Raw genomic sequence first — 19685 nt, 5'->3', positions numbered from 1 at the left:
CAGCGGCTTCCGATCAGCAGGATCAGGGAAGGAGAAGGTGGCGGGGTCCGGGACACCCCGCCAGGGAGGGTGCGGCCATGGCGTCAGGGCAGGAGCTGGAAGCCGGAGTGCGGCCGCGCGGTGATGCCGGCACCGAGCCGCCGAGGCCCGGCACCGAGCCGCCCTGGCCCGGCAGCTGGCAGCCGCTCGGCGCCCGCTTCCGCACCGATGCCCAGGGGCGCCAGGGCACCAACTTCGCGCTCTGGGCGGCCGGGGCCGAGGCCGTGGACCTCTGCCTCTTCGACGAGGACGGCCGGGAGAACAGACACCGGCTGACCGAGCAGAACTTCCAGACCTGGCACGGCTTCCTGCCCGGGGTCCGCCCCGGCACCCGCTACGGCTTCCGCGTCCACGGCCGCTGGGACCCGTGGACCGGCGCCCGGTGGAACCCGGCCAAACTGCTGCTCGACCCGTACGCCCGAGCCGTCGACGGCTGTTACACCTCCCACGACTCGGTCTGCTCCGCCGTCCGCAACTGGCCCGAGGCCGACGTCGCCGACACCGTCCGGGACAACCGCGACTCGGCGCGCTACGTGCCCCGGTCCGTCGTCGTCCACGACGACGACGACTGGTACGACGACCACCGTCCCAAGACCCCCTGGGCCGAGACGGTGCTGTACGAGCTGCACGTCCGCGGCTTCACCATGCGCCACCCCGAGGTGCCGCCGGAGCTGCGCGGCACCTACGCCGGCCTCGCCCACCCCGCCGCGATCGCCCACCTCACCGGGCTCGGCGTCACCGCCGTCGAGCTGCTGCCGGTGCACCAGTACGCCGGTGAGGACCACCTCCAGGCCCGCGGGCTGGGCAACTACTGGGGGTACAACACCGTCGGCTACTTCGCCCCGCACGCCGGGTACTCCGCCTCGGGCGGCCGCGGCGGCCAGGTCGGCGAGTTCAAGCGGATGGTGCGCGCGCTGCACGCCGCCGGCATCGAGGTCATCCTCGACGTGGTCTACAACCACACCGCCGAGGGCGCCGAGTTGGGCCCCACGCTCTCGCTGCGGGGCATCGACAACGCCGGGTACTACCGTCTCCCGCTGAACCGCCCCCGCGGCTACGCCGACTACACCGGCTGCGGCAACACCCTGGACACCCGCCGCCCGCAGGTGATCCGGCTGATCACCGACTCGCTGCGGTACTGGGTCACCGAGATGGGCGTGGACGGCTTCCGCTTCGACCTGGCCGCCGCGCTCGCCCGCGGCGGCGACGGCGTCGAGATGGACCACCCCTTCCTCGCCGCCGTCTCCCAGGACCCGGTGCTGAGCCGGGTGAAGCTGATCGCCGAACCCTGGGACGTCGGCGCGGGCGGCTACCAGGTCGGCGGCTTCCCCCCGCTGTGGGCCGAGTGGAACGACAAGTACCGCGACACCGTGCGGGACTTCTGGCGCGGTGCCCGCCCGGACGTCCGCGAACTCGGCTACCGGCTCTCCGGCTCCTCCGACCTCTACCAGCGCGGCGGCCGGCGCCCCTACGCCTCGGTCAACTTCGTCACCGCGCACGACGGCTTCACCCTGCGCGACCTGGTCTCCTACAACCGCAAGCACAACGAGGCCAACGGCGAGGCCAATCGGGACGGCACCGACGACAACCGGTCCTGGAACCACGGCGTCGAGGGCGAGACCACCGATCCGGCCGTCCAGTCCCTGCGCCTGCGCCAACTGCGCAACCTGATGGCCACCCTGCTGCTCTCCACCGGCGTCCCGATGATCACCGCCGGCGACGAGTTCGGCCGCACCCAGCTCGGCAACAACAACGCCTACTGCCAGGACAACGAGATCAGTTGGCTGGACTGGTCGCTGCTGGCGGACGAGGGCTGGGCCGGGCTGCGCGACCTCACCGCCCGCCTCGTCCGGCTCCGCCGCGCCCACCCGGTGCTGCGGCAGCGGGCGTTCTTCTCCGGCCGGGCCGCCGCGCCCGGCGGCCAGCCCGACCTCGCCTGGTTCACGCCGCGCGGCAAGGAGATGACCGAGGCCGACTGGTTCGCCCCGACGGCCTGCCTCGGGATGCTGCTGTCCGGCACCGCGATGTCCGAACGCGACCAGCACGGGCACCCGTTGCGCGACGACAGCTTCCTGCTGCTGCTCAACGCCGGCCCCGACCCGGTGGCCTTCACGCTGCCCGGCGAGCCCTGGGCCGCACCGGAGGCGGCCTACGAGACGGTGCTGGACACCGCCGCCGAGGAGGCCGGTCCGCCCGCCCCGCCGGACACCGCCCTGCTGGCCGGCCGCTCGCTTCGACTGCTGCGCGCACCCGCCCCTCGGTGACCCCGGCACCCCACCGGCCCCGCGCACCGGTGGCCGGTTCTCATCGACAGGTGCGAAAAACCTGATGAGAAATGACGGGTACCCGACCTACGCTCACGGCGATGGCCGAGAACCAAGCCCCCGCCCCCACGCCCGCCCGCCGGTCGACGGTCCGCTCGCTGCTGCGCCTGTGGCCGTACGCCCGCGTGATCCGCTGGCGACTGGCCACCTCCGTCAGCGCGGCACTGCTCGCCGCGCTCAGTGTGCTGCTCGTCCCGATCGTTCTCGGCCGAATCGTCGACGGGCCGATCACCGACCACGACCTCGACGCGCTCTGGCCACTGATCGGCCTGCTGGTCGCACTCGGCCTCTTCGAGGCGGCCCTGTTCTACGCGCGCCGGGTCATCCTGGCCAAGCCGCTGGCCGCGGTGGAGACGGCGATGCGCGGCGACCTCTTCGCCCGGCTGCAGCGGCTGCCGATCTCCTTCCACGACCGCTGGGGCTCCGGCCAGCTGCTCTCCCGGGCCACCGCCGACCTGTACACCATGCGGTTGTTCCTGGCCTTCCCGCTGGTCTTCCTGGTCGTCAACACGGCGACCTTCCTCGCGGGCACCGCGCTGATGTTCACCCAGGACTGGCGGCTGGCACTGATCGTGCTGCTGCCCGCCGGCCCGCTGATCGTGCTGACCCGGCGCTTCGAGGCCGGCTACTCCGGCGCCGCCCGCCGTGCCCAGGACCAGAACGGCGACCTCGCCACCGTCATCGAGGAGTCCATCCTCGGCATCCGCATCCTCAAGGCCTTCGGCCGGCACCGGTCGATGGCCGAGCGGTTCCGCGCCCAGGCCCGTGACCTGCGCCGCACCGAGCTGCGCAAGGCCGGTCTGCTCGCCAACCTCTGGGCGGTCATCGTCGGCCTGCCCGAGCTGGCGCTCGGCTGCGCGCTCGCGGCCGGCTGCTACCTGGTCGCGCACGACGAGCTGAGCACCGGCACCCTGGTCGCCTTCCTCTCCACCGCGCTCGCGCTGCGCTGGCCGGTCGAGTCGCTCGGCTGGCTGCTCGCCTACGCCAACGAGGCCGCCACCGCCACCGACCGCTTCTTCGAGGTGCTGGACGAGCCGGAACCCGCCGACGACCCGCGCCCGGACACCGCGGCCGCCGCGAGTGCTGCCACCGCCGCCGCCTCGCGGGGCACCACCCCCGACGGCATCCGGCTCACCGGCGTCCGCTTCCGCTACCCGGACGCCCCGCCCGGCACCCCCGACCTGCTCCGGGGCATCGACCTGCACATCCGCAGCGGCGAGACGATGGCCCTGGTCGGCGCCACCGGCAGCGGCAAGACCACGCTCACCGCCCTGCTCCCCCGGCTGTACGAGGCCACCGGCGGCACCATCACCCTGGACGGCCGGCCCGTCGCCGAGCTCTCCCGGGAGCGGCTGCGCGAACTGGTCTCGGTCGCCTTCGAGGAGCCGACCCTGTTCTCGGCCACCGTCCGGGAGAACGTCCTGATGGGCGCACCCGGGGCCGGGCCCGACCAGCTCCGGGCCGCGCTCGCCACCGCCCAGGCCGACTTCGTCGAGAAGCTGCCCGGCGGGGTCGAGACGGAGGTCGGCGAGCAGGGCCTGAGCCTGTCCGGCGGCCAGCGCCAGCGGCTCGCGCTGGCCCGCGCGGTGGTCGGCGCCCCGGCCTTCCTCGTCCTGGACGACCCGCTCTCCGCGCTGGACGTGCACACCGAGGCGCTCGTCGAGCGGGCCCTGCGCCAGGTGCTCGGCTCCACCACCGCGCTGGTGGTGGCCCACCGGCCGAGCACCGTCCTGCTCGCCGACCGGGTCGCGGTGCTCGCGGACGGCCGGATCGAGGCCGTCGGCACCCACCAGGAGCTGCTGCGCACCTCGGCGCGCTACCGCGAACTGATGTCGGGCGAGGCCGCCCTGGTACCGGAGAGGGGCCCCGCCCGATGACCACCACGATCGAACCCGCCGAGAAGTCCGGGAAGCCCGCGACGGACCCGAGGGCCACCACGGCCACGGCCGAGGAGGAGCTCCCGCCGCCACCGGCCGACGAGGAGGACATCCCCGTCCCGCCGGGCGCGCCGCGCGAGCTGCTGCGCTCGCTGCTCGGCCCGCACCGGGCCCGGGTCACCGTCGCGATGGTGGTGATCCTGCTCCAGCAGGCGGCGCTGCAGTCCGGCCCGCTGCTGGTGGCGATCGCGATGGACCGGGGCATCCCGGCGCTGCGCGACCACGACGCCGGGCCGCTGGTCGCGGTGATCGGCGCCTACCTCTCCTTCGCACTGCTGAGCACCGTCCTGCAGTGGGCCTTCATCAAGATCAGCGCCCGGATCAACCAGGACATCCTGCTGGACCTGCGCGGCCGGATCTTCCGGCACGCCCAGCGGCTCAGCCTGGACTTCCACGAGCGGTACACCTCGGGCCGGATCATCTCCCGCGCCACCTCCGACGTGGACGCGCTGCGCGAGCTGCTCTCCGAGGGCCTCCAGGAGCTGCTGACCGTCTTCCTCTCGGTCTTCTACATCTCGGTGCTGCTGCTGGTGATGGACTGGCGGCTCGGCCTGGTCTCGCTGGCCTCCTTCGTGCCGCTCTTCCTGATCGCCCGGTCCTTCCGGCGCCGTTCGCGCCGGGTCTACCGCCGCTCGCGCACCTCCGCCGCCTCGCTGATCGTGCGCTTCACCGAGACCATGAACGGCATCCGCCCCGTCCAGGCCTTCCGCCGCGAGCGGGCCAACGACGCCGCGTTCGCGGTGGTGAACCGGCAGTCGGCCGCCGCCACGGCGGACGGCCTGCTGGAGATCGCCCGCTACGTCGGCCTCTCCCGCGCCACGGCGAACGTCTGGAGCGCCGGCGTGGTGCTGCTCGGCGCCTTCCTCGTCACCGACGGCGCGGTGGAGCTCGGTGTGCTCACCGGGTTCGTGCTCTACCTGCGCCGGCTGTTCGACCCGATCGACCAGCTGGCGATGTTCCTGAACAGCTACCAGTCCGCCGCCGCCGCGCTGGAGAAGATCGCCGGCCTGCTCGCCCACGAGCCGACCGTCGCCGAGCCCGCCGAGCCGAAGGAGCTCCCCGCGACGCCGGCCGGCTCCCTCGCGAAGGGCCGCGAGGTGCAGTTCGACAAGACGCGCTTCGGCTACCACTCCGGCAAGGAGGTGCTGCCCGCCTTCGACCTGGTGCTGCCGGCCGGCCAGACCGTGGCCGTGGTCGGGGCGACCGGTGCGGGCAAGTCGACGGTGGCCAAGCTGCTGGCCCGCTTCTACGACCCGAGCGGCGGCCGGATCACCCTCGACGGGGTGGACCTGCGCGACCTCGCCACGCCCGAGCTGCGCCGCGGGGTGGTCATGGTGACGCAGGAGTCCTTCCTGTTCTCCGGCACCGTCGCGGAGAACATCGCGATCGGCCGGCCGGGAGCCACCCGCGAGGAGGTCGAGCAGGCCGCCCGGGACATCGGCGCCTACGAGTTCGTCGCCGCCCTGCCGGACGGCTTCGACACCGACGTGCGCAAGCGCGGCGGCCGGATCTCGGCCGGCCAGCGCCAGCTGGTCGCCTTCGCCCGCGCGCTGCTGGCCGACCCGGCGGTACTGATCCTGGACGAGGCGACCAGCTCGCTGGACGTGCCGGGCGAGCAGGCCGTGCAGCGGGCGATGCGCACGGTGCTGGCCGGACGGACGGCCGTGATCATCGCCCACCGGCTCTCCACCGTCGAGATCGCCGACCGCGTCCTGGTGATGGACCAGGGCCGGATCGTCGAGGACGGCACCCCGCAGGAGCTGATCGACGGCTCCGGCCGCTTCGCCGAGCTGCACCAGGCCTGGCGGGACAGTCTGGTCTGACGCCCGGTCGGGCACCACCAAAGGGGTAATAGCCGCGAGGCCCTTTCATCCATTACCGAAAGGGCCTACCGTGGACCTCGGACCCACCGGCCCCCGGGCCGACGACCGAGGGAGCGGGACGTGACCGACCGGACGCACTGGCAGGACTGGCAGCGCAGCTGGGACCGCCAGCAGGAGTGGTACCTGCCCGACCGCGAGGAACGGTTCCGCGCCATGCTGGACGTGGTCGAGGCCGTCACCGGCCCCGCACCGCGCGTCCTCGACCTGGCCTGCGGCACCGCCAGCATCACCGAGCGGCTGCTCGCCCGGCTGCCCGGCGCGGCCAGCGTCGGCGTCGACCAGGACCCGGCGCTGATGGCCATCGCCCGCGGCCTCCTGGCCGACGAACCCCGCTTCACCCTGGTGACCGCCGACCTCAAGGATCCGGACTGGGCCACCCGGCTCCCGGCCGGCCCGTACGACGCCGTGGTGACCGCCACCGCCCTGCACTGGCTGCGCGCCGACGACCTCGTCCGGCTCTACGGGGACCTGGCCGAACTGATCCGCCCCGGCGGTGTCTTCCTCAACGCCGACCACGCCCCCGAGACGTCGATCCCGCTGCTCACCGCCGCCGACGAGGCCTTCCAGCAGCGCCGCCAGGAGCGCGAGCGGGCCGACGGCGTCCTCGACTGGGCCGGCTGGTGGGCGGCGGCCGCGGCCGACCCGCTGCTCGCCGAGCAGGTCGCCGCCCGCGGGGCGATCTACGGCTCGCACGCCGACGGCGAGTCGCACCCCGCCGACTGGCACACCGCGCGGCTCGTCGAGGCCGGGTTCCGCGAGGCCGGGGTGACCTGGCGTTCCGTCACGGACGCCCTGGTCGCCGCCGTCCGGTAGGCCGCGCCCCGGGCGGCCCGGCGCGGTGGGGAGGGCCGGACCGACCGACCCTCCCCACCCACCGCTCACCGCAGCAGCCCCGCGTCCATCCCCGCCGATTCGGCCGGCAGGGCCACCAGGCCCAGCTCGGCCGGCGAGGCCAGCAACGGATGGGTCGGCAGCACCCGGACGGTGTACCCGAACGGGCCGGTCCGGCAGAGCTCCAGCGAACCCTCGTACCGGGTGCGCCCGTCGAGGTCCGGCCCGCCGACCGGCTTCAGGGCCAGCAGGCAGGCGTCCGAGATGCCGTCCGACTCGTCCACCCGCCCCGAGACCGCCTGCACCTCGACGTCGCCCGGCTCCAGCGCGCCCAGCGCGACCTGCACCCGCAGCGCCAGCGAGCTGCCCAGCTCCTGCGCCTCGTCCGGACACTCCGCCTCGACGTGCTCGACCCGGACGGCCGGCCAGGCCTCCCGCACCCGGGCCTTCCAGCCGGCCAGCTCGCGCGCCCCCGCGTACGGACCGGTCAGCCGACCGGTCGGGGCGGCCGCCGCGAGCTCCCGCTGGGCCAGCGCCGCCGGGGTGTACAGCCGCTCGACGTACTCACGGACCATCCGCCCGGCCAGCACCTTGGGCCCGAGGGTGACCAGGGTGTGCCGGACCATGGCGATCCAGCGGTGCGGCAGCCCGTCCGCGCCCCGGTCGTAGAACCGGGCGGCCACCTGGTGCTCGATCAGGTCGTACAGCGCGGCTGACTCGATGTCGTCCCGCCGCTCGGCCTCGCCGCTCTCCGGGTCGAGCACGCCGCCGGTCTCGTCGGCGGTGGGAATCGCCCAGCCGTTCTGGCCGTCGTACCACTCGTCCCACCAGCCGTCCAGGACGGACAGGTTGAGGCAGCCGTTCAGCGCGGCCTTCATGCCCGAGGTGCCGCAGGCCTCCAGCGGGCGGAGCGGGTTGTTCAGCCACACGTCGCAGCCCGGGTAGAGGTGGCGGGCCATCGCCATGTCGTAGTCCGGCAGGAAGACGATCCGGTGCCGGACGGCGGGGTCGTCGGCGAAGGCGACCATCTGCTGGATCAGCCGCTTGCCGCCGTCGTCGGCCGGGTGGGCCTTGCCGGCGACCACGATCTGCACCGGCCGGGCGGGGTTCAGCAGCAGGGCGCGCAGCCGCTCCTGGTCTCGCAGCATCAGGGTGAGCCGCTTGTAGGAGGGCACCCGGCGGGCGAACCCGATGGTGAGCACGTCCGGGTCGAGCACCGAGGAGACCCAGCCCAGCTCGGCCTCGCCCGCGCCGCGCTGGCGCCAGGAGGCGCGCAGCCGCTGCCTGGCCTCGTCCACGAGCTGGGCGCGCAGATTGCGGCGCAGCTCCCAGATCTCGGCGTTGCCGATCCGCTCCAGGCCCGTCCAGCGCTTGGCGTCGCCGGTGGTCATGGCGTCCTCGGCGCGGTCGGCGCCGATCTCGGCGGCGCCGAGCCGGACGACCGCCGGGTCGATCCAGGTCGCCGCGTGGACGCCGTTGGTGACCGAGGTGATCGGCACCTCGGCGGCGTCGAAGCCCGGCCAGAGCCCGTTGAACATGGACCGGCTGACCTCGCCGTGCAGGGTGGAGACGCCGTTGGCGCGCTGGGCGAGCCGCAGGCCCATCGCGGCCATGTTGAACAGCTTGGGATCCCCGCCGCGCCAGGTCTCGGCGCCGAGCGCGAGCACCTGGTCGGCCGGGACGCCGGGCAGCGCGGCGTCGCCGCCGAAGTGCCGGGCGACGAGCTCCCGGTCGAAGCGGTCGATGCCGGCCGGGACGGGTGTGTGGGTGGTGAACAGGGTGCCGGCCCGGACGGCCTCCAGGGCGGCCGCGAAGTCCAGGCCGGGGTCGGCCGGACCGTCGGCGATCAGCTCGCGGATCCGCTCGACGCCGAGGAAGCCGGCGTGGCCCTCGTTGGTGTGGAAGACCTCGGGGGCGGGGTGACCGGTGAGCCGGCAGTAGGCGCGGACCGCGCGGACGCCGCCGATGCCGAGCAGCATCTCCTGGAGCAGCCGGTGCTCGCTGCCGCCGCCGTACAGCCGGTCGGTGACGTCGCGCTCGGCCGGCGAGTTGGCCTCGATGTCGGAGTCGAGCAGCAGCAGCGGCACCCGCCCGACCTGGGCCCGCCAGACGTGCGCGGCGAGCGTGCGGCCGCCGGGCAGCGCGAGGTCGATCCGGCAGGGCGCGCCGTCACCCTCCCGGAGCAGCGTGACGGCGAGTTCGTCCGGATCGAGGAGCGGGTAGCGCTCCTGCTGCCAGCCGTCCCGGCTGAGCGACTGCCGGAAGTAGCCGTGCCGGTAGAACAGCCCCACCCCGATGATCGGGACGCCGAGGTCGCTGGCCGCCTTGAGGTGGTCGCCGGCCAGGATGCCGAGCCCGCCGGAGTACTGCGGCAGCGCCGCGGCGATGCCGTACTCGGGCGAGAAGTAGGCGATGGCGGCGGGTTGCGAGCCACCGGCCACCGGTTGGTCGAGGCCGTGCTGGGCGGCCTGGTACCAGCGCGGGCCGGCCAGGTACTCCCGCAGGTCGTCGGCGAGGTCGCCGAGTCTGCGCAGGAACCGGCGGTCGGCGGCGAGCGCGGCGAGCCGGGCGGCCGGGACCTCTCCCAGGAGGCGCACCGGATCCTCCCCGGTGGCCGCCCAGACCTCCGGGTCCACGGACCGGAAGAGGTCCCTGGTCTCGGGGTGCCAGGACCAGCGCAGGTTGAGGGCCAGCTCGTGCAACGGCTGGAGTTGTTCGGGCAGGACGGTGCGGACGGTGAATCTGCGGATTGCCTTCACGGCGTGAAGCGTAGCCCCGGCGACTGTCATGACGGTGCGTCAAGTGGGCTATTGGGCCTCCGTTCGGCCTATTGATGAGATCGCATTCGGCGCATTGGGCTGCACAGGGGGCGCGCGCGGCGCACGTTCCGGCGGAACGCGCTACCAATGCGTGAACACTGCGGAACAGATCCATTTCCACCGGTGGAGCCGCCCCGGACAAAGCCCGAAACTACTGTCGTACCGCTGCAAAAGTCTTGTCGCCGGTGCGACTATGAACCAAGGTCGTGGGAGCTGTGGGGAGTGCGGCGACGGGTGGCGCCCTCCTTGAAGCAGCACGTCCGAATCCTTTTCGCGTTGATCGATTCCCAACCTTCTTAGCCCATTCGGCGCTCACCGCGCACCGATGCGTGTCCTCGAACTCGGCCTGCTCGTTCACGGGTGGGTTGGGTCGCCCAGGGGCGTGCCCCGAGAGGCGTGCGCCGGGACGCGCGCGGGCTCTCGGGCGCCCCTCCATGGGCTCGGCGGGAGCGGGGCAGGTTGCCGGGGACGGCGGCGCGGGCAGGCTTCCGGTCGCACGTCCTCCCCACCCAGCAGTCCTCCCGGTACTCCCCCCGGCCGGCCGGCCCGCGGGAGCTGCCGCCGATCTCGGGCAGGAGTTTGGCATGCACGGCGACACGCGGGACCAGTCCACACCGGTGGCCGACAGCCACGACGCAGCGGTCGCGGAATCCGCCGGACGGATGGATTCTGACACTCGGACAGACGCGGCGATGCCGGGACCCCGGGGGGCCGGGGCTATCCGTACGGAGCGGCAGACCGAACCGGCCCGACAACCCGGGGCCGAGGAGGACCGGCCGGCGACACCCCGCGGACGCGCCACCACGCGCCGTACCGCCACCGACGCCGAGGCCACCGCCGCCGCCACCACCGGCAGCGGTACCGGGGCCACCGCCACCGGGCGCGCCACCACCGCGAAGGCCGGCCCGACGACCCGCCGGGCGCCCGCCCGCACCACGGCCGCCCGCGGGGCGACCGACCGCGAGCCGGCCGCCCGCAAGACCGCTGCCCGCAAACCCGCCGCCCGCAAGACGACAGAGAGCGACACCGTGATCGGCCGCATCCCCGTCCTGGACGTCAGCCCCCTCGTCGACGCCGGCCGTCGCCCGGCCAAGGCGGTGGTCGGCGAGACCTTCTCGGTCACCGCCACCGTGTTCCGGGAGGGGCACGACGCGGTGAACGCCAACGTCGTCCTGCGCGACCCGCGCGGCCGCAGCGGCCCGTGGACGCCGATGCGCGAACTCGCCGAGGGCACCGACCGCTGGGGCGCCCAGGTCACCCCGACCGCGCCGGGCCGCTGGTCCTACCTGGTGGAAGCGTGGAGCGACCCGCTCGCCACCTGGCGCAAGGTGGCCGCGGTGAAGCTGCCCGCCGGAATCGACACCGCGCTGGTCCTGGAGGAGGGCGCGCTGCTGCTGGAGCGGGCCGCCGGCGGCGTGCCGAAGAAGGAGGGCCGGGCGCACCTGCTGGCCGCGGTCGACGCGCTGCGCGACACCGGCCTGCCGCCGCTGTCCCGGCTGGCCGCGGCGCTCGCCCCCGAGGTGCTCGACCTGCTGGCCCGCTTCCCGCTGCGCGAACTGGTGAGCGCCTCCCGCCCGCTCCCCCTGCAGGTGGACCGCGAGCGCGCGCTGTACGGCTCCTGGTACGAGTTCTTCCCCCGCTCGGAGGGCGCGGTGGTCGACCCGGCCGGCGTCGAACCGCCGCGCTCGGGCACCCTGCGCACCGCCGCCGAGCGGCTGCCCGCCGTCGCCGCGATGGGCTTCGACGTGGTCTACCTGCCACCGGTCCACCCGATCGGGCGAGCCTTCCGCAAGGGCCCGGACAACACCCTGACGGCCGGTCCGCACGACGTCGGCTCACCCTGGGCGATCGGCTCGCCGGAGGGCGGTCACGACGCCGTCCACCCCGACCTCGGCACCATCGAGGACTTCGACCACTTCGTCGCCGAGGCCGAGGCGCTGCACCTGGAGGTGGCCCTGGACTTCGCGCTCCAGTGTTCTCCGGACCACCCCTGGGTGAACAAGCACCCGGAATGGTTCAGCCACCGCGCCGACGGCACCATCGCCTATGCCGAGAACCCGCCGAAGAAGTACCAGGATATTTATCCGATCAACTTCGACCAGGACATGGACGGAATCGTCAAGGAAACGCTCCGCGTCCTCCGGTTCTGGATGACCCACGGCGTGCGGATCTTCCGGGTCGACAACCCGCACACCAAGCCGGTGCTGTTCTGGGAGAAGGTGCTCGCCGACATCGCCCGCACCGACCCGGACGTGGTGTTCCTGGCGGAGGCGTTCACCCGGCCCGCGATGATGCAGACGCTGGGAAAGATCGGTTTCCACCAGTCGTACACGTACTTCACCTGGCGCACCACCAAGCAGGAGCTCGTCGAGTACCTCACCGAGCTCTCCGGTGACGCCGCCGCCTACATGCGGCCGAACTTCTTCGCCAACACCCCGGACATCCTGCACGCCTACCTGCAGACCGGCGGCCGGGCCGGATTCGCGATCCGCGCCGTGCTGGCCGCCACCCTCTCCCCCAGCTACGGCGTCTACGCCGGCTACGAGCTGTACGAGGACGAGCCGGCCCACCCGGGCTCGGAGGAGTACCTGCACTCCGAGAAGTACGAACTCCGGCCCCGCGACTGGACCCGCACCGACAGCCTCGCCCCGCTGCTCACCGTGCTGAACCGGCTGCGCCGCCGGCACCCCTCGCTCCAGCAGCTGCGCGGCCTGCGCTTCCACTCCACCGACAACGACCAGGTGCTCGCCTTCTCCAAGACCGCCACCACGGCCGACGGCCTGACCGACCACGTCATCACGGTGGTCAACCTCGACCCGCACCACGCCCAGGAAGCCACCGTCACCCTCGACGGGGACGGCCCGTTCGCGGTGCACGACGAACTCACCGGCGCCGCCTACACCTGGGGCCGGCACAACTACGTCCGGCTCGATCCCTCAGCCGAGCCGGCTCACCTCCTCACGGTTCGGAGGAACCCAGCGTGACAGTGAACGAGCCCGTGCCCGACACCTTCCCCGAGACCTCGAAGAAGAACCTGGACCCGGAGTGGTTCAAGCGTGCGGTCTTCTACGAGGTCCTGGTGCGGTCCTTCCAGGACAGCAACGGCGACGGGATCGGGGACCTCAGGGGGCTCACGTCCAAGCTCGACTACCTCCAATGGCTCGGGGTCGACTGCCTCTGGCTGCCGCCGTTCTTCGCCTCGCCGCTGCGCGACGGCGGGTACGACGTCGCGGACTACAAGTCGGTCCTGCCGGAGTTCGGCGACCTGGCCGACTTCATGGAGTTCGTGGACGCCGCGCACGCCCGCGGCATGCGCGTGGTCATCGACTTCGTCATGAACCACACCAGCGACCAGCACCCCTGGTTCCAGGCCTCCCGGGAGGACCCGGACGGCCCGTACGGCGACTTCTACATGTGGGCCGACGACGACAAGCAGTACCCGGACGCCCGGATCATCTTCGTCGACACCGAGACCTCCAACTGGACCTACGACCCGGTGCGCAAGCAGTACTTCTGGCACCGCTTCTTCTCCCACCAGCCGGACCTCAACTACGACAACCCCCGGGTCCAGGACGAGATGATCGCCGGACTGCGGTTCTGGCTCGACCTCGGCATCGACGGCTTCCGGCTGGACGCCGTGCCGTACCTGTTCGCCCGCGAGGGCACCAACTGCGAGAACCTGCCGGAGACGCACGAGTTCCTCCAGCGGGTCCGCAAGGAGATCGACGCCAACTACCCCGACACCGTGCTGCTCGCCGAGGCCAACCAGTGGCCGGAGGACGTCGTCGACTACTTCGGCGACTTCGCCTCCGGCGGCGACGAGTGCCACATGGCGTTCCACTTCCCGGTGATGCCGCGCATCTTCATGGCGGTCCGCCGGGAGTCCCGCTACCCGGTGTCGGAGATCCTCGCCAAGACCCCGCGCATCCCGCACGGCTGCCAGTGGGGCATCTTCCTGCGCAACCACGACGAGCTGACCCTGGAGATGGTCACCGACGAGGAGCGCGACTACATGTACGCGGAGTACGCCAAGGACCCCCGGATGCGCGCCAACGTGGGCATCCGCCGCCGGCTGGCCCCGCTGCTGGAGAACGACCGCAACCAGATCGAACTGTTCACCGCCCTGCTGCTCTCCCTGCCGGGCTCCCCGGTGCTGTACTACGGGGACGAGATCGGGATGGGCGACAACATCTGGCTGGGCGACCGGGACGGCGTGCGCACGCCGATGCAGTGGACCCCGGACCGCAACGCGGGTTTCTCGTCCGCCGACCCGGGCAGGCTCAGTCTGCCGCCCATCATGGATCCGGTGTACGGCTACCAGGTGACCAACGTCGAGGCGCAGCAGACCAGTTCGAGTTCACTGCTGCACTGGACGCGTCGCATGATCGAGATCCGGAAGCTCAACCCGGCGTTCGGTCTCGGCACGTACACCGAACTGCCCTCCAGCAATCCCGCGGTCCTGGCCTTCGTGCGCGAGCACGAGGGCGACCTGGTCATGTGCGTGAACAACTTCTCCCGGTTCGCGCAGCCGACCGAACTCGACCTGCGGCAGTACGGAGGGCGGTACCCGGTCGAGCTGATCGGCGGGGTGCGCTTCCCCTCGATCGGCGAGTGGCCGTACCTGCTCACCCTCGCCGGACACGGCTTCTACTGGTTCCAGCTCCGGCAGCCCGCGCGCCTGAGCGGCGCCAGGCGATCGAAGTAACGATCCGCCAGGAGCACCCGCCTCACCAAACCCTCCGGGGGCGCGCGAGTTGAACACCCCCGCGCCCCCGGAGGTCTCTGCACCACCGCGTACGGAGAACAGCCCAACGGCCACCCACACGAAGGCGTGACACCTGAGCCCCGCTCGCGTGCCGTCGCCGCCGCGCCGCCGAAATCCGGAAGACTGACGGACCCGGCCAGACCCGTCGGGCAGTCCGCCCGCTTCCGGGGAAAGGGAGTCATGTCCGAAACCTCCCGTTCTCAAGCCCATGTGCACCGCGACACCCCCACCGGCCCCGCGCCGGTGGGCACCCGCGGCGCCGCGGCCCGGAGAACCGCCCTGGGGGTCAGCGAACTCGTCCAGGCGGCCCTGCCGCTGATCGCCGAGTGGCTCCCCACCCAGCGCTGGTACGCCGGCAAGGGACGGCCCATCACCGGCCTCACCCCCGTGGTCGGCACCCCGCTCCAGGTCGGCGACCCGGCCCTGCTGCACCTGCTGCTGCGGGTCGAGCACGCCACCACCGCCGGGGCTCCGCACGGGGACATCTACCAGCTGCTGCTCGGCATCCGCTCGGAGGGTCCGGCCGACATCGAGCCGACCGCCGTCCTCGGCCGGCTCAACCAGGGCCCGTACGACGGCGCGGCGCTCTACGACGCGGTGCACGACCCGGAGCTGACCGGACGGCTGCTGGAACACCTGGCCACCGGCGACCGGTTCGGCTCGCTGTCGTTCCGCCGCACCCCCGGCTCCGGGCTGCCCACCAACCTCCCCGGGCGCGCCTCCACCGCCGAACAGTCCAACAGCTCGGTCATCTACGGCACCTCGTACATCCTCAAGCTGTTCCGCCGCATCCACCCCGGCACCAACCCCGACCTGGAGCTCTCGCTGGCGCTCTCCCGGGCCGGCTCGACCCGGATCCCCCGGGTCGCGGCCTGGTTCGAGAGCCGGCTGGAGCGCGCCGAGCCGGCCACCCTCGGACTGCTCCAGCGCTACCTGCCGGAGGCCGAGGACGGCTGGGAGCTGGCCCTGGACCAGGTGGGCCGGCTCAAGGGCGACCCGTCGCCGGGCAACTTCGCGATCGAGGCGCACCGGCTCGGCCGGGCCACCGCCGAGGTCCACCGGGTCCTGGCCCGCTCGATGCCGGTCACCCGGCTGGACCGCACCCAGACCCGGCAACTGGCCACCGCGATGGCCGACCGCCTCGACAGCGCGGTGGCCGCCGTGCCCGGGCTGCTCCGCTACCGGGCCGCGCTGCGCACCGCGTTCCAGCAACTCGCCGACGCCCACCCGGACGGCATGCCGGTCCAGCGGATCCACGGCGACCTCCACCTCGGGCAGGCCATGCGCACCCCGCACGGCTGGGTCCTGCTGGACTTCGAGGGCGAGCCGGCCAAGTCCGTCGCCGAACGGCGCGAACCGCAGACCGCCCTGCGCGACGTCGCCGCGATGCTCCGCTCCTTCGACTACGCGGCCGCCCACCTGCTGGCCGGCGCGCCGCCCGACCCCGAGCTGGCCCACCTCGCCGCCGCCTGGGCACAGCGCAACCGCACCGCCTTCTGCGCCGGCTACACCGCCGGCGGCGGCACCGACCCGGCCGCCTCGCCCGAGCTGATGCGCGCCCTGGAGATCGACAAGGCGGTGTACGAGGTGGTCTACGAGGCCCGTCACCGGCCCGGCTGGCTGCCGATCCCGCTGGCCGCGATCAACCGACTGGCCCTGACCGTCTGACGGCCCGCCGCCCGACCCGCTCCGCGCCCGCCCCGCCACCGACGCCCCCGGCCACCCCGATTCCGCAGGAGGACCACGCCGTGACGCCGCTCGACCCGCCCGGCCGCACCCCCCGTACCGTGCCTGCCACCTTCCTGGCGGGCCCGGACTCCCCCCAGCGCGAGCCCTCGGCGGCGGCCCGGCGGGCCGGACCGCGCCGCCCGACCCCCTCCGCCGACACGGCCGCCGAGCCTCCGGCCGACCTCCCGGCCGGGCCCCTGGCCGACCTCCTGACCGGCCCGGACGGCGCCGACGACGGCCCGGCTGCCCCGCCCGGAGCACTGCGGCTGCCCGAGGCGCCGCTGCCGCCGGCCGAGGTGGACCGGCTGGTCGCCGGCCTGCACCACGACCCGCACGCCCTGCTCGGCGCCCATCCGGTGCACGGCGGCACCGCGATCCGGGTGCTGCGCCCGTTCGCCGAGCGGGTGGTGGTGGAGACCGCGCACGGCCCGGCCGAACTCACCCACCAGCAGAACGGTCTCTTCACCGGCCTGCTGGCCGGCACCGAGGTGCCCGACTACCGGCTGCTGGTGACGTACCCCGGCGGCGAGCCGCTGCGGCAGCACGACGGCTACCGCACCCCGCCCACGCTCGGCGAGCTGGACCTGCACCTGATCTCCGAGGGCCGGCACGAGCAGCTCTGGCAGGCGCTCGGCTCGCACGTGCGCACCGTCGACGGGGTGCCCGGCACCGCCTTCGCGGTCTGGGCGCCGAACGCGGTGGGCATCCGGCTGATCGGGGACTTCAACCACTGGGACGGCACCGCGTACCCGATGCGCTCGCTGGGCTCCTCCGGCGTCTGGGAGCTGTTCGTGCCGGGCCTGGCCGAGGGCACCCAGTACAAGTACGAGATCCACACCCGGCAGGGCTGGGTGCTCGACAAGGCCGACCCGCTGGCGCGGGCGGCGCAGTGCCCGCCGGGTACCGCCTCGGTCGTCACCTCCTCCTCCTACCGCTGGCAGGACGGCGAGTGGATGGCCCGCCGGGCCCGCGCCGCGCACCACCGGGCACCGATGTCGGTGTACGAGCTGCACCTGCCCTCCTGGCGGCCCGACCTCACCACCTACCGGGAGATCGCCGACGAACTCCCCTCCTACCTCAAGGAGTTGAACTTCACCCACGTGGAGTTCATGCCGGTGATGGAGCACCCCTTCGGCGGCTCCTGGGGCTACCAGGTCTCCGGCTACTACGCGCCCACCGCCCGGCTCGGCGGCCCCGACGACTTCCGCCACCTGGTCGACACCCTGCACCGGCACGGCATCGGCGTGATCGTCGACTGGGTGCCCGCGCACTTCCCCAAGGACGACTTCGCCCTCGCCCGCTTCGACGGCGAGCCGCTGTACGAGCCGGCCGACCCGCTGCGCGCCGAGCACCCGGACTGGGGCACCCTGGAGTTCGACTACGGCCGGACCGAGGTGCGCAACTTCCTGGTCGCCAACGCGGTGTACTGGTGCGAGGAGTTCCACATCGACGGCCTGCGGGTGGACGCCGTCGCCTCGATGCTCTACCTCGACTACTCCCGCGAGGGCGGCGAGTGGACGCCCAACCAGCACGGCGGCCGGGAGAACCTGGACGCGGCCGCCTTCCTCCAGGAGATGAACGCCACCGTCTACCGGCGCTGCCCCGGTGTGGTCACCATCGCCGAGGAGTCGACCGCCTGGACCGGCGTCACCCGGCCCACCGACAGCGGCGGCCTGGGCTTCGGCCTGAAGTGGAACATGGGCTGGATGCACGACTCGCTGGTCTACATGTCCAAGGAGCCGGTGCACCGCAAGTACCACCACAACGAGATCACCTTCTCGATGGTGTACGCCTACTCGGAGAACTACGTCCTGCCGATCTCGCACGACGAGGTGGTGCACGGCAAGCAGGCGCTGGTCTCCAAGATGCCCGGCGACTGGTGGCAGCAGCGCGCCAACCACCGCGCCTACCTGGGCTTCATGTGGGCCCACCCGGGCAAGCAACTCCTCTTCATGGGACAGGAGTTCGCCCAGGGGGCGGAGTGGGACCACGAGCAGGGCCCGCAGTGGTGGGTGCTCGACGAGCAGACCTGGCCGGCCGCCCCGGACCACCTCGGGGTGCGCCGCCTGGTCCGCGACCTCAACCGCCAGTACCTCGACGCCCCCGCGCTCTGGGAGCAGGACACCACGCCGGACGGCTTCCGCTGGCTGGACGGCGGCGCGGCCGAGGACAACCTGCTCTCCTTCGTCCGGTACGCCGCCGACGGCACACCGCTGGTCGCCGTCTGCAACTTCTCCCCCGTCGTCCGGCACGGCCACCGGGTCGGCCTGCCAGCCCTCGACGGCCGCGACCAGCTCTGGGAGGAGGTGCTGAACACCGACGCCGAGAGCTACGGCGGCGCCGGCATCGGCAACTCGCGCCCGGTCAAGGCCGAGAGCGTCCCCTGGAACGACCAGCCCCGCAGCGCCGAACTCGTCCTGCCCCCGCTCGCCACCCTCTGGCTCCGCCCGGCGTGAGGACACCCCGCCGGTGCCGGGCCGTCGCGCCCGGCACCGGCCGGCGCCGCGCTCCGACCGGCCGGTCAGAGCGGGGCGGAGACCGGGAAGCCGAGCTCCTCGGCCGCATGGGCCAGCTCCCGGTCGTACGTGACGAAGTCGGTCAGCTCGGCCCGGAACGGATCCGCGCTGGCGAGGTGCAGCGCGTCCAGTGACCCGAGGCGCGGTGTGCGGTAGGCCAGCGCCCTGCCGAGCACGGCACTGCTGAGATCCACCCGGTAGACCCCCCGGAGCGCCTGGTCGACGTGGTACGGGACGAGCTGGTGCGCGAGCCCCGCGCACACCAGCGTCCGGGTGATCTCCAGGCGGGCCAGCTCGCTGGTGATCAGCTCGACGCCCTCCGGAAGGCTCTGCCGCCAGGAGCGCAGGGCCGCGGTCTCCGGCTCCGGCTTGATGAACTTGAGCAGGGCGCAGGAGTCCAAGTAGATCAACGGTTCCGCCCCCGGTCACGGTCTTCCACCAGCAGGTCCGAAAGACTGCCGACTCCCGGCAGCAGGTCGAGGTCGAGCTCCGGCATGCCGCGCTCGGCGGGCGGGGTCATCTCGCCGGCCGCGACCATCCGGTCGAGGACGCTCTCCGGAGCCGTCTCCGGCACCAATCTCATCACCGGTCGCCCGCGGTCGGTGACGACGATCGTCGCGCCGGCCCGGACCCGCGCGACCGCCTTGGACGGGTTCTGGTTCAACTCGCGCAGTCCCATGGTCTCCATACCGATCAATGTACCTACGGCATGTAGGTACATCAAGACCACAGCCACCCGCAACCGCCTCCCACGGGACCTCCGCCCCTTGCCCCCCTTGGGTGGTTCTGCTCGCGAACTGGCGTTCGCGGTGCGAAGGTATGGTCGATATGACCACTTGCTGA

General features: G+C 73.0%; 11 protein-coding genes. 8 read left to right on the top strand and 3 right to left on the bottom strand.

Features of this window, described 5'->3' with window-relative positions; translation table 11 throughout:
• Window positions 1-77: 77 nt before the first annotated feature.
• The 4 genes from glgX to ACFXHB_RS29615 all read left to right on the top strand — a co-directional run bounded on the left by glgX (window position 78) and on the right by ACFXHB_RS29615 (window position 6996).
• Window positions 78-2303: a glycogen debranching protein GlgX gene (glgX, locus tag ACFXHB_RS29630; RefSeq protein ID WP_380577752.1), complete on the top strand. Its 2226-nt coding sequence runs from the start codon at window positions 78-80 to the stop codon at window positions 2301-2303.
• Between the two features lie 101 nt (window positions 2304-2404).
• On the top strand, window positions 2405-4240 hold the full coding sequence (locus ACFXHB_RS29625; RefSeq protein ID WP_380577751.1) for an ABC transporter ATP-binding protein: 1836 nt from the start codon (window positions 2405-2407) through the stop codon (window positions 4238-4240).
• Window positions 4237-6123 carry an ABC transporter ATP-binding protein gene (locus ACFXHB_RS29620; protein WP_380577750.1) on the top strand — a complete coding sequence of 629 codons (1887 nt, stop codon included), beginning with the start codon at window positions 4237-4239 and terminating at the stop codon, window positions 6121-6123. Before ACFXHB_RS29625 ends, ACFXHB_RS29620 begins: the two co-directional genes overlap by 4 nt.
• Before the next feature lie 120 nt (window positions 6124-6243).
• Window positions 6244-6996, top strand: coding sequence for a class I SAM-dependent methyltransferase (locus ACFXHB_RS29615; protein WP_380577749.1), 753 nt, complete (start codon window positions 6244-6246; stop codon window positions 6994-6996).
• A 65-nt stretch (window positions 6997-7061) separates the two neighbouring features.
• Here the strand turns inward: ACFXHB_RS29615 and glgP are convergent, their stop codons facing one another.
• Entirely contained in the window at window positions 7062-9773 is a 2712-nt protein-coding gene (gene glgP / locus ACFXHB_RS29610; protein ID WP_380577748.1) for an alpha-glucan family phosphorylase, read from the bottom strand.
• 1088 nt (window positions 9774-10861) lie between these two features.
• On the opposite strand from glgP, the gene ACFXHB_RS29605 reads away from it, so the two are divergent.
• The 4 genes from ACFXHB_RS29605 to glgB all read left to right on the top strand — a co-directional run bounded on the left by ACFXHB_RS29605 (window position 10862) and on the right by glgB (window position 18782).
• Complete coding sequence (locus ACFXHB_RS29605) at window positions 10862-12817, top strand: alpha-1,4-glucan--maltose-1-phosphate maltosyltransferase (protein WP_380577771.1); 1956 nt, start codon at window positions 10862-10864, stop codon at window positions 12815-12817.
• Window positions 12814-14538, top strand: coding sequence for a maltose alpha-D-glucosyltransferase (treS, locus tag ACFXHB_RS29600; protein ID WP_380577747.1), 1725 nt, complete (start codon window positions 12814-12816; stop codon window positions 14536-14538). Before ACFXHB_RS29605 ends, treS begins: the two co-directional genes overlap by 4 nt.
• A 240-nt stretch (window positions 14539-14778) precedes the next feature.
• Entirely contained in the window at window positions 14779-16266 is a 1488-nt protein-coding gene (locus ACFXHB_RS29595; protein ID WP_380577746.1) for a phosphotransferase, read from the top strand.
• A complete protein-coding gene (gene glgB / locus ACFXHB_RS29590) occupies window positions 16263-18782 on the top strand; it encodes a 1,4-alpha-glucan branching enzyme (protein ID WP_380577770.1) in 2520 nt (839 codons plus the stop codon). Before ACFXHB_RS29595 ends, glgB begins: the two co-directional genes overlap by 4 nt.
• 65 nt (window positions 18783-18847) lie before the next feature.
• Here the strand turns inward: glgB and ACFXHB_RS29585 are convergent, their stop codons facing one another.
• Entirely contained in the window at window positions 18848-19252 is a 405-nt protein-coding gene (locus tag ACFXHB_RS29585; RefSeq protein ID WP_380577745.1) for a type II toxin-antitoxin system VapC family toxin, read from the bottom strand.
• Window positions 19249-19530 (bottom strand): type II toxin-antitoxin system Phd/YefM family antitoxin, encoded by a 282-nt coding sequence (locus ACFXHB_RS29580; protein ID WP_380577744.1) that lies wholly within the window; start codon window positions 19528-19530, stop codon window positions 19249-19251. Before ACFXHB_RS29580 ends, ACFXHB_RS29585 begins: the two co-directional genes overlap by 4 nt.
• Between the last annotated feature and the right edge of the window lie 155 nt (window positions 19531-19685).

The organism is Kitasatospora sp. NPDC059327 (genome assembly GCF_042752535.1).
In the GTDB taxonomy this organism is placed as follows: Bacteria; Actinomycetota; Actinomycetes; order Streptomycetales; family Streptomycetaceae; genus Kitasatospora.
Note: the sequence above shows the minus strand (reverse complement) of the source record. Positions and strands in the feature narration are given on the sequence as shown.

Coding starts and splice junctions, on each gene's coding strand:
- glgX (WP_380577752.1), top strand. CDS start 78: ATGGCGTCAGGGCAGGAGCTGGAAGCCGGAGTGCGGCCGCGCGGTGAT.
- ACFXHB_RS29625 (WP_380577751.1), top strand. CDS start 2,405: ATGGCCGAGAACCAAGCCCCCGCCCCCACGCCCGCCCGCCGGTCGACG.
- ACFXHB_RS29620 (WP_380577750.1), top strand. CDS start 4,237: ATGACCACCACGATCGAACCCGCCGAGAAGTCCGGGAAGCCCGCGACG.
- ACFXHB_RS29595 (WP_380577746.1), top strand. CDS start 14,779: ATGTCCGAAACCTCCCGTTCTCAAGCCCATGTGCACCGCGACACCCCC.
- ACFXHB_RS29580 (WP_380577744.1), bottom strand. CDS start 19,530: ATGGAGACCATGGGACTGCGCGAGTTGAACCAGAACCCGTCCAAGGCG.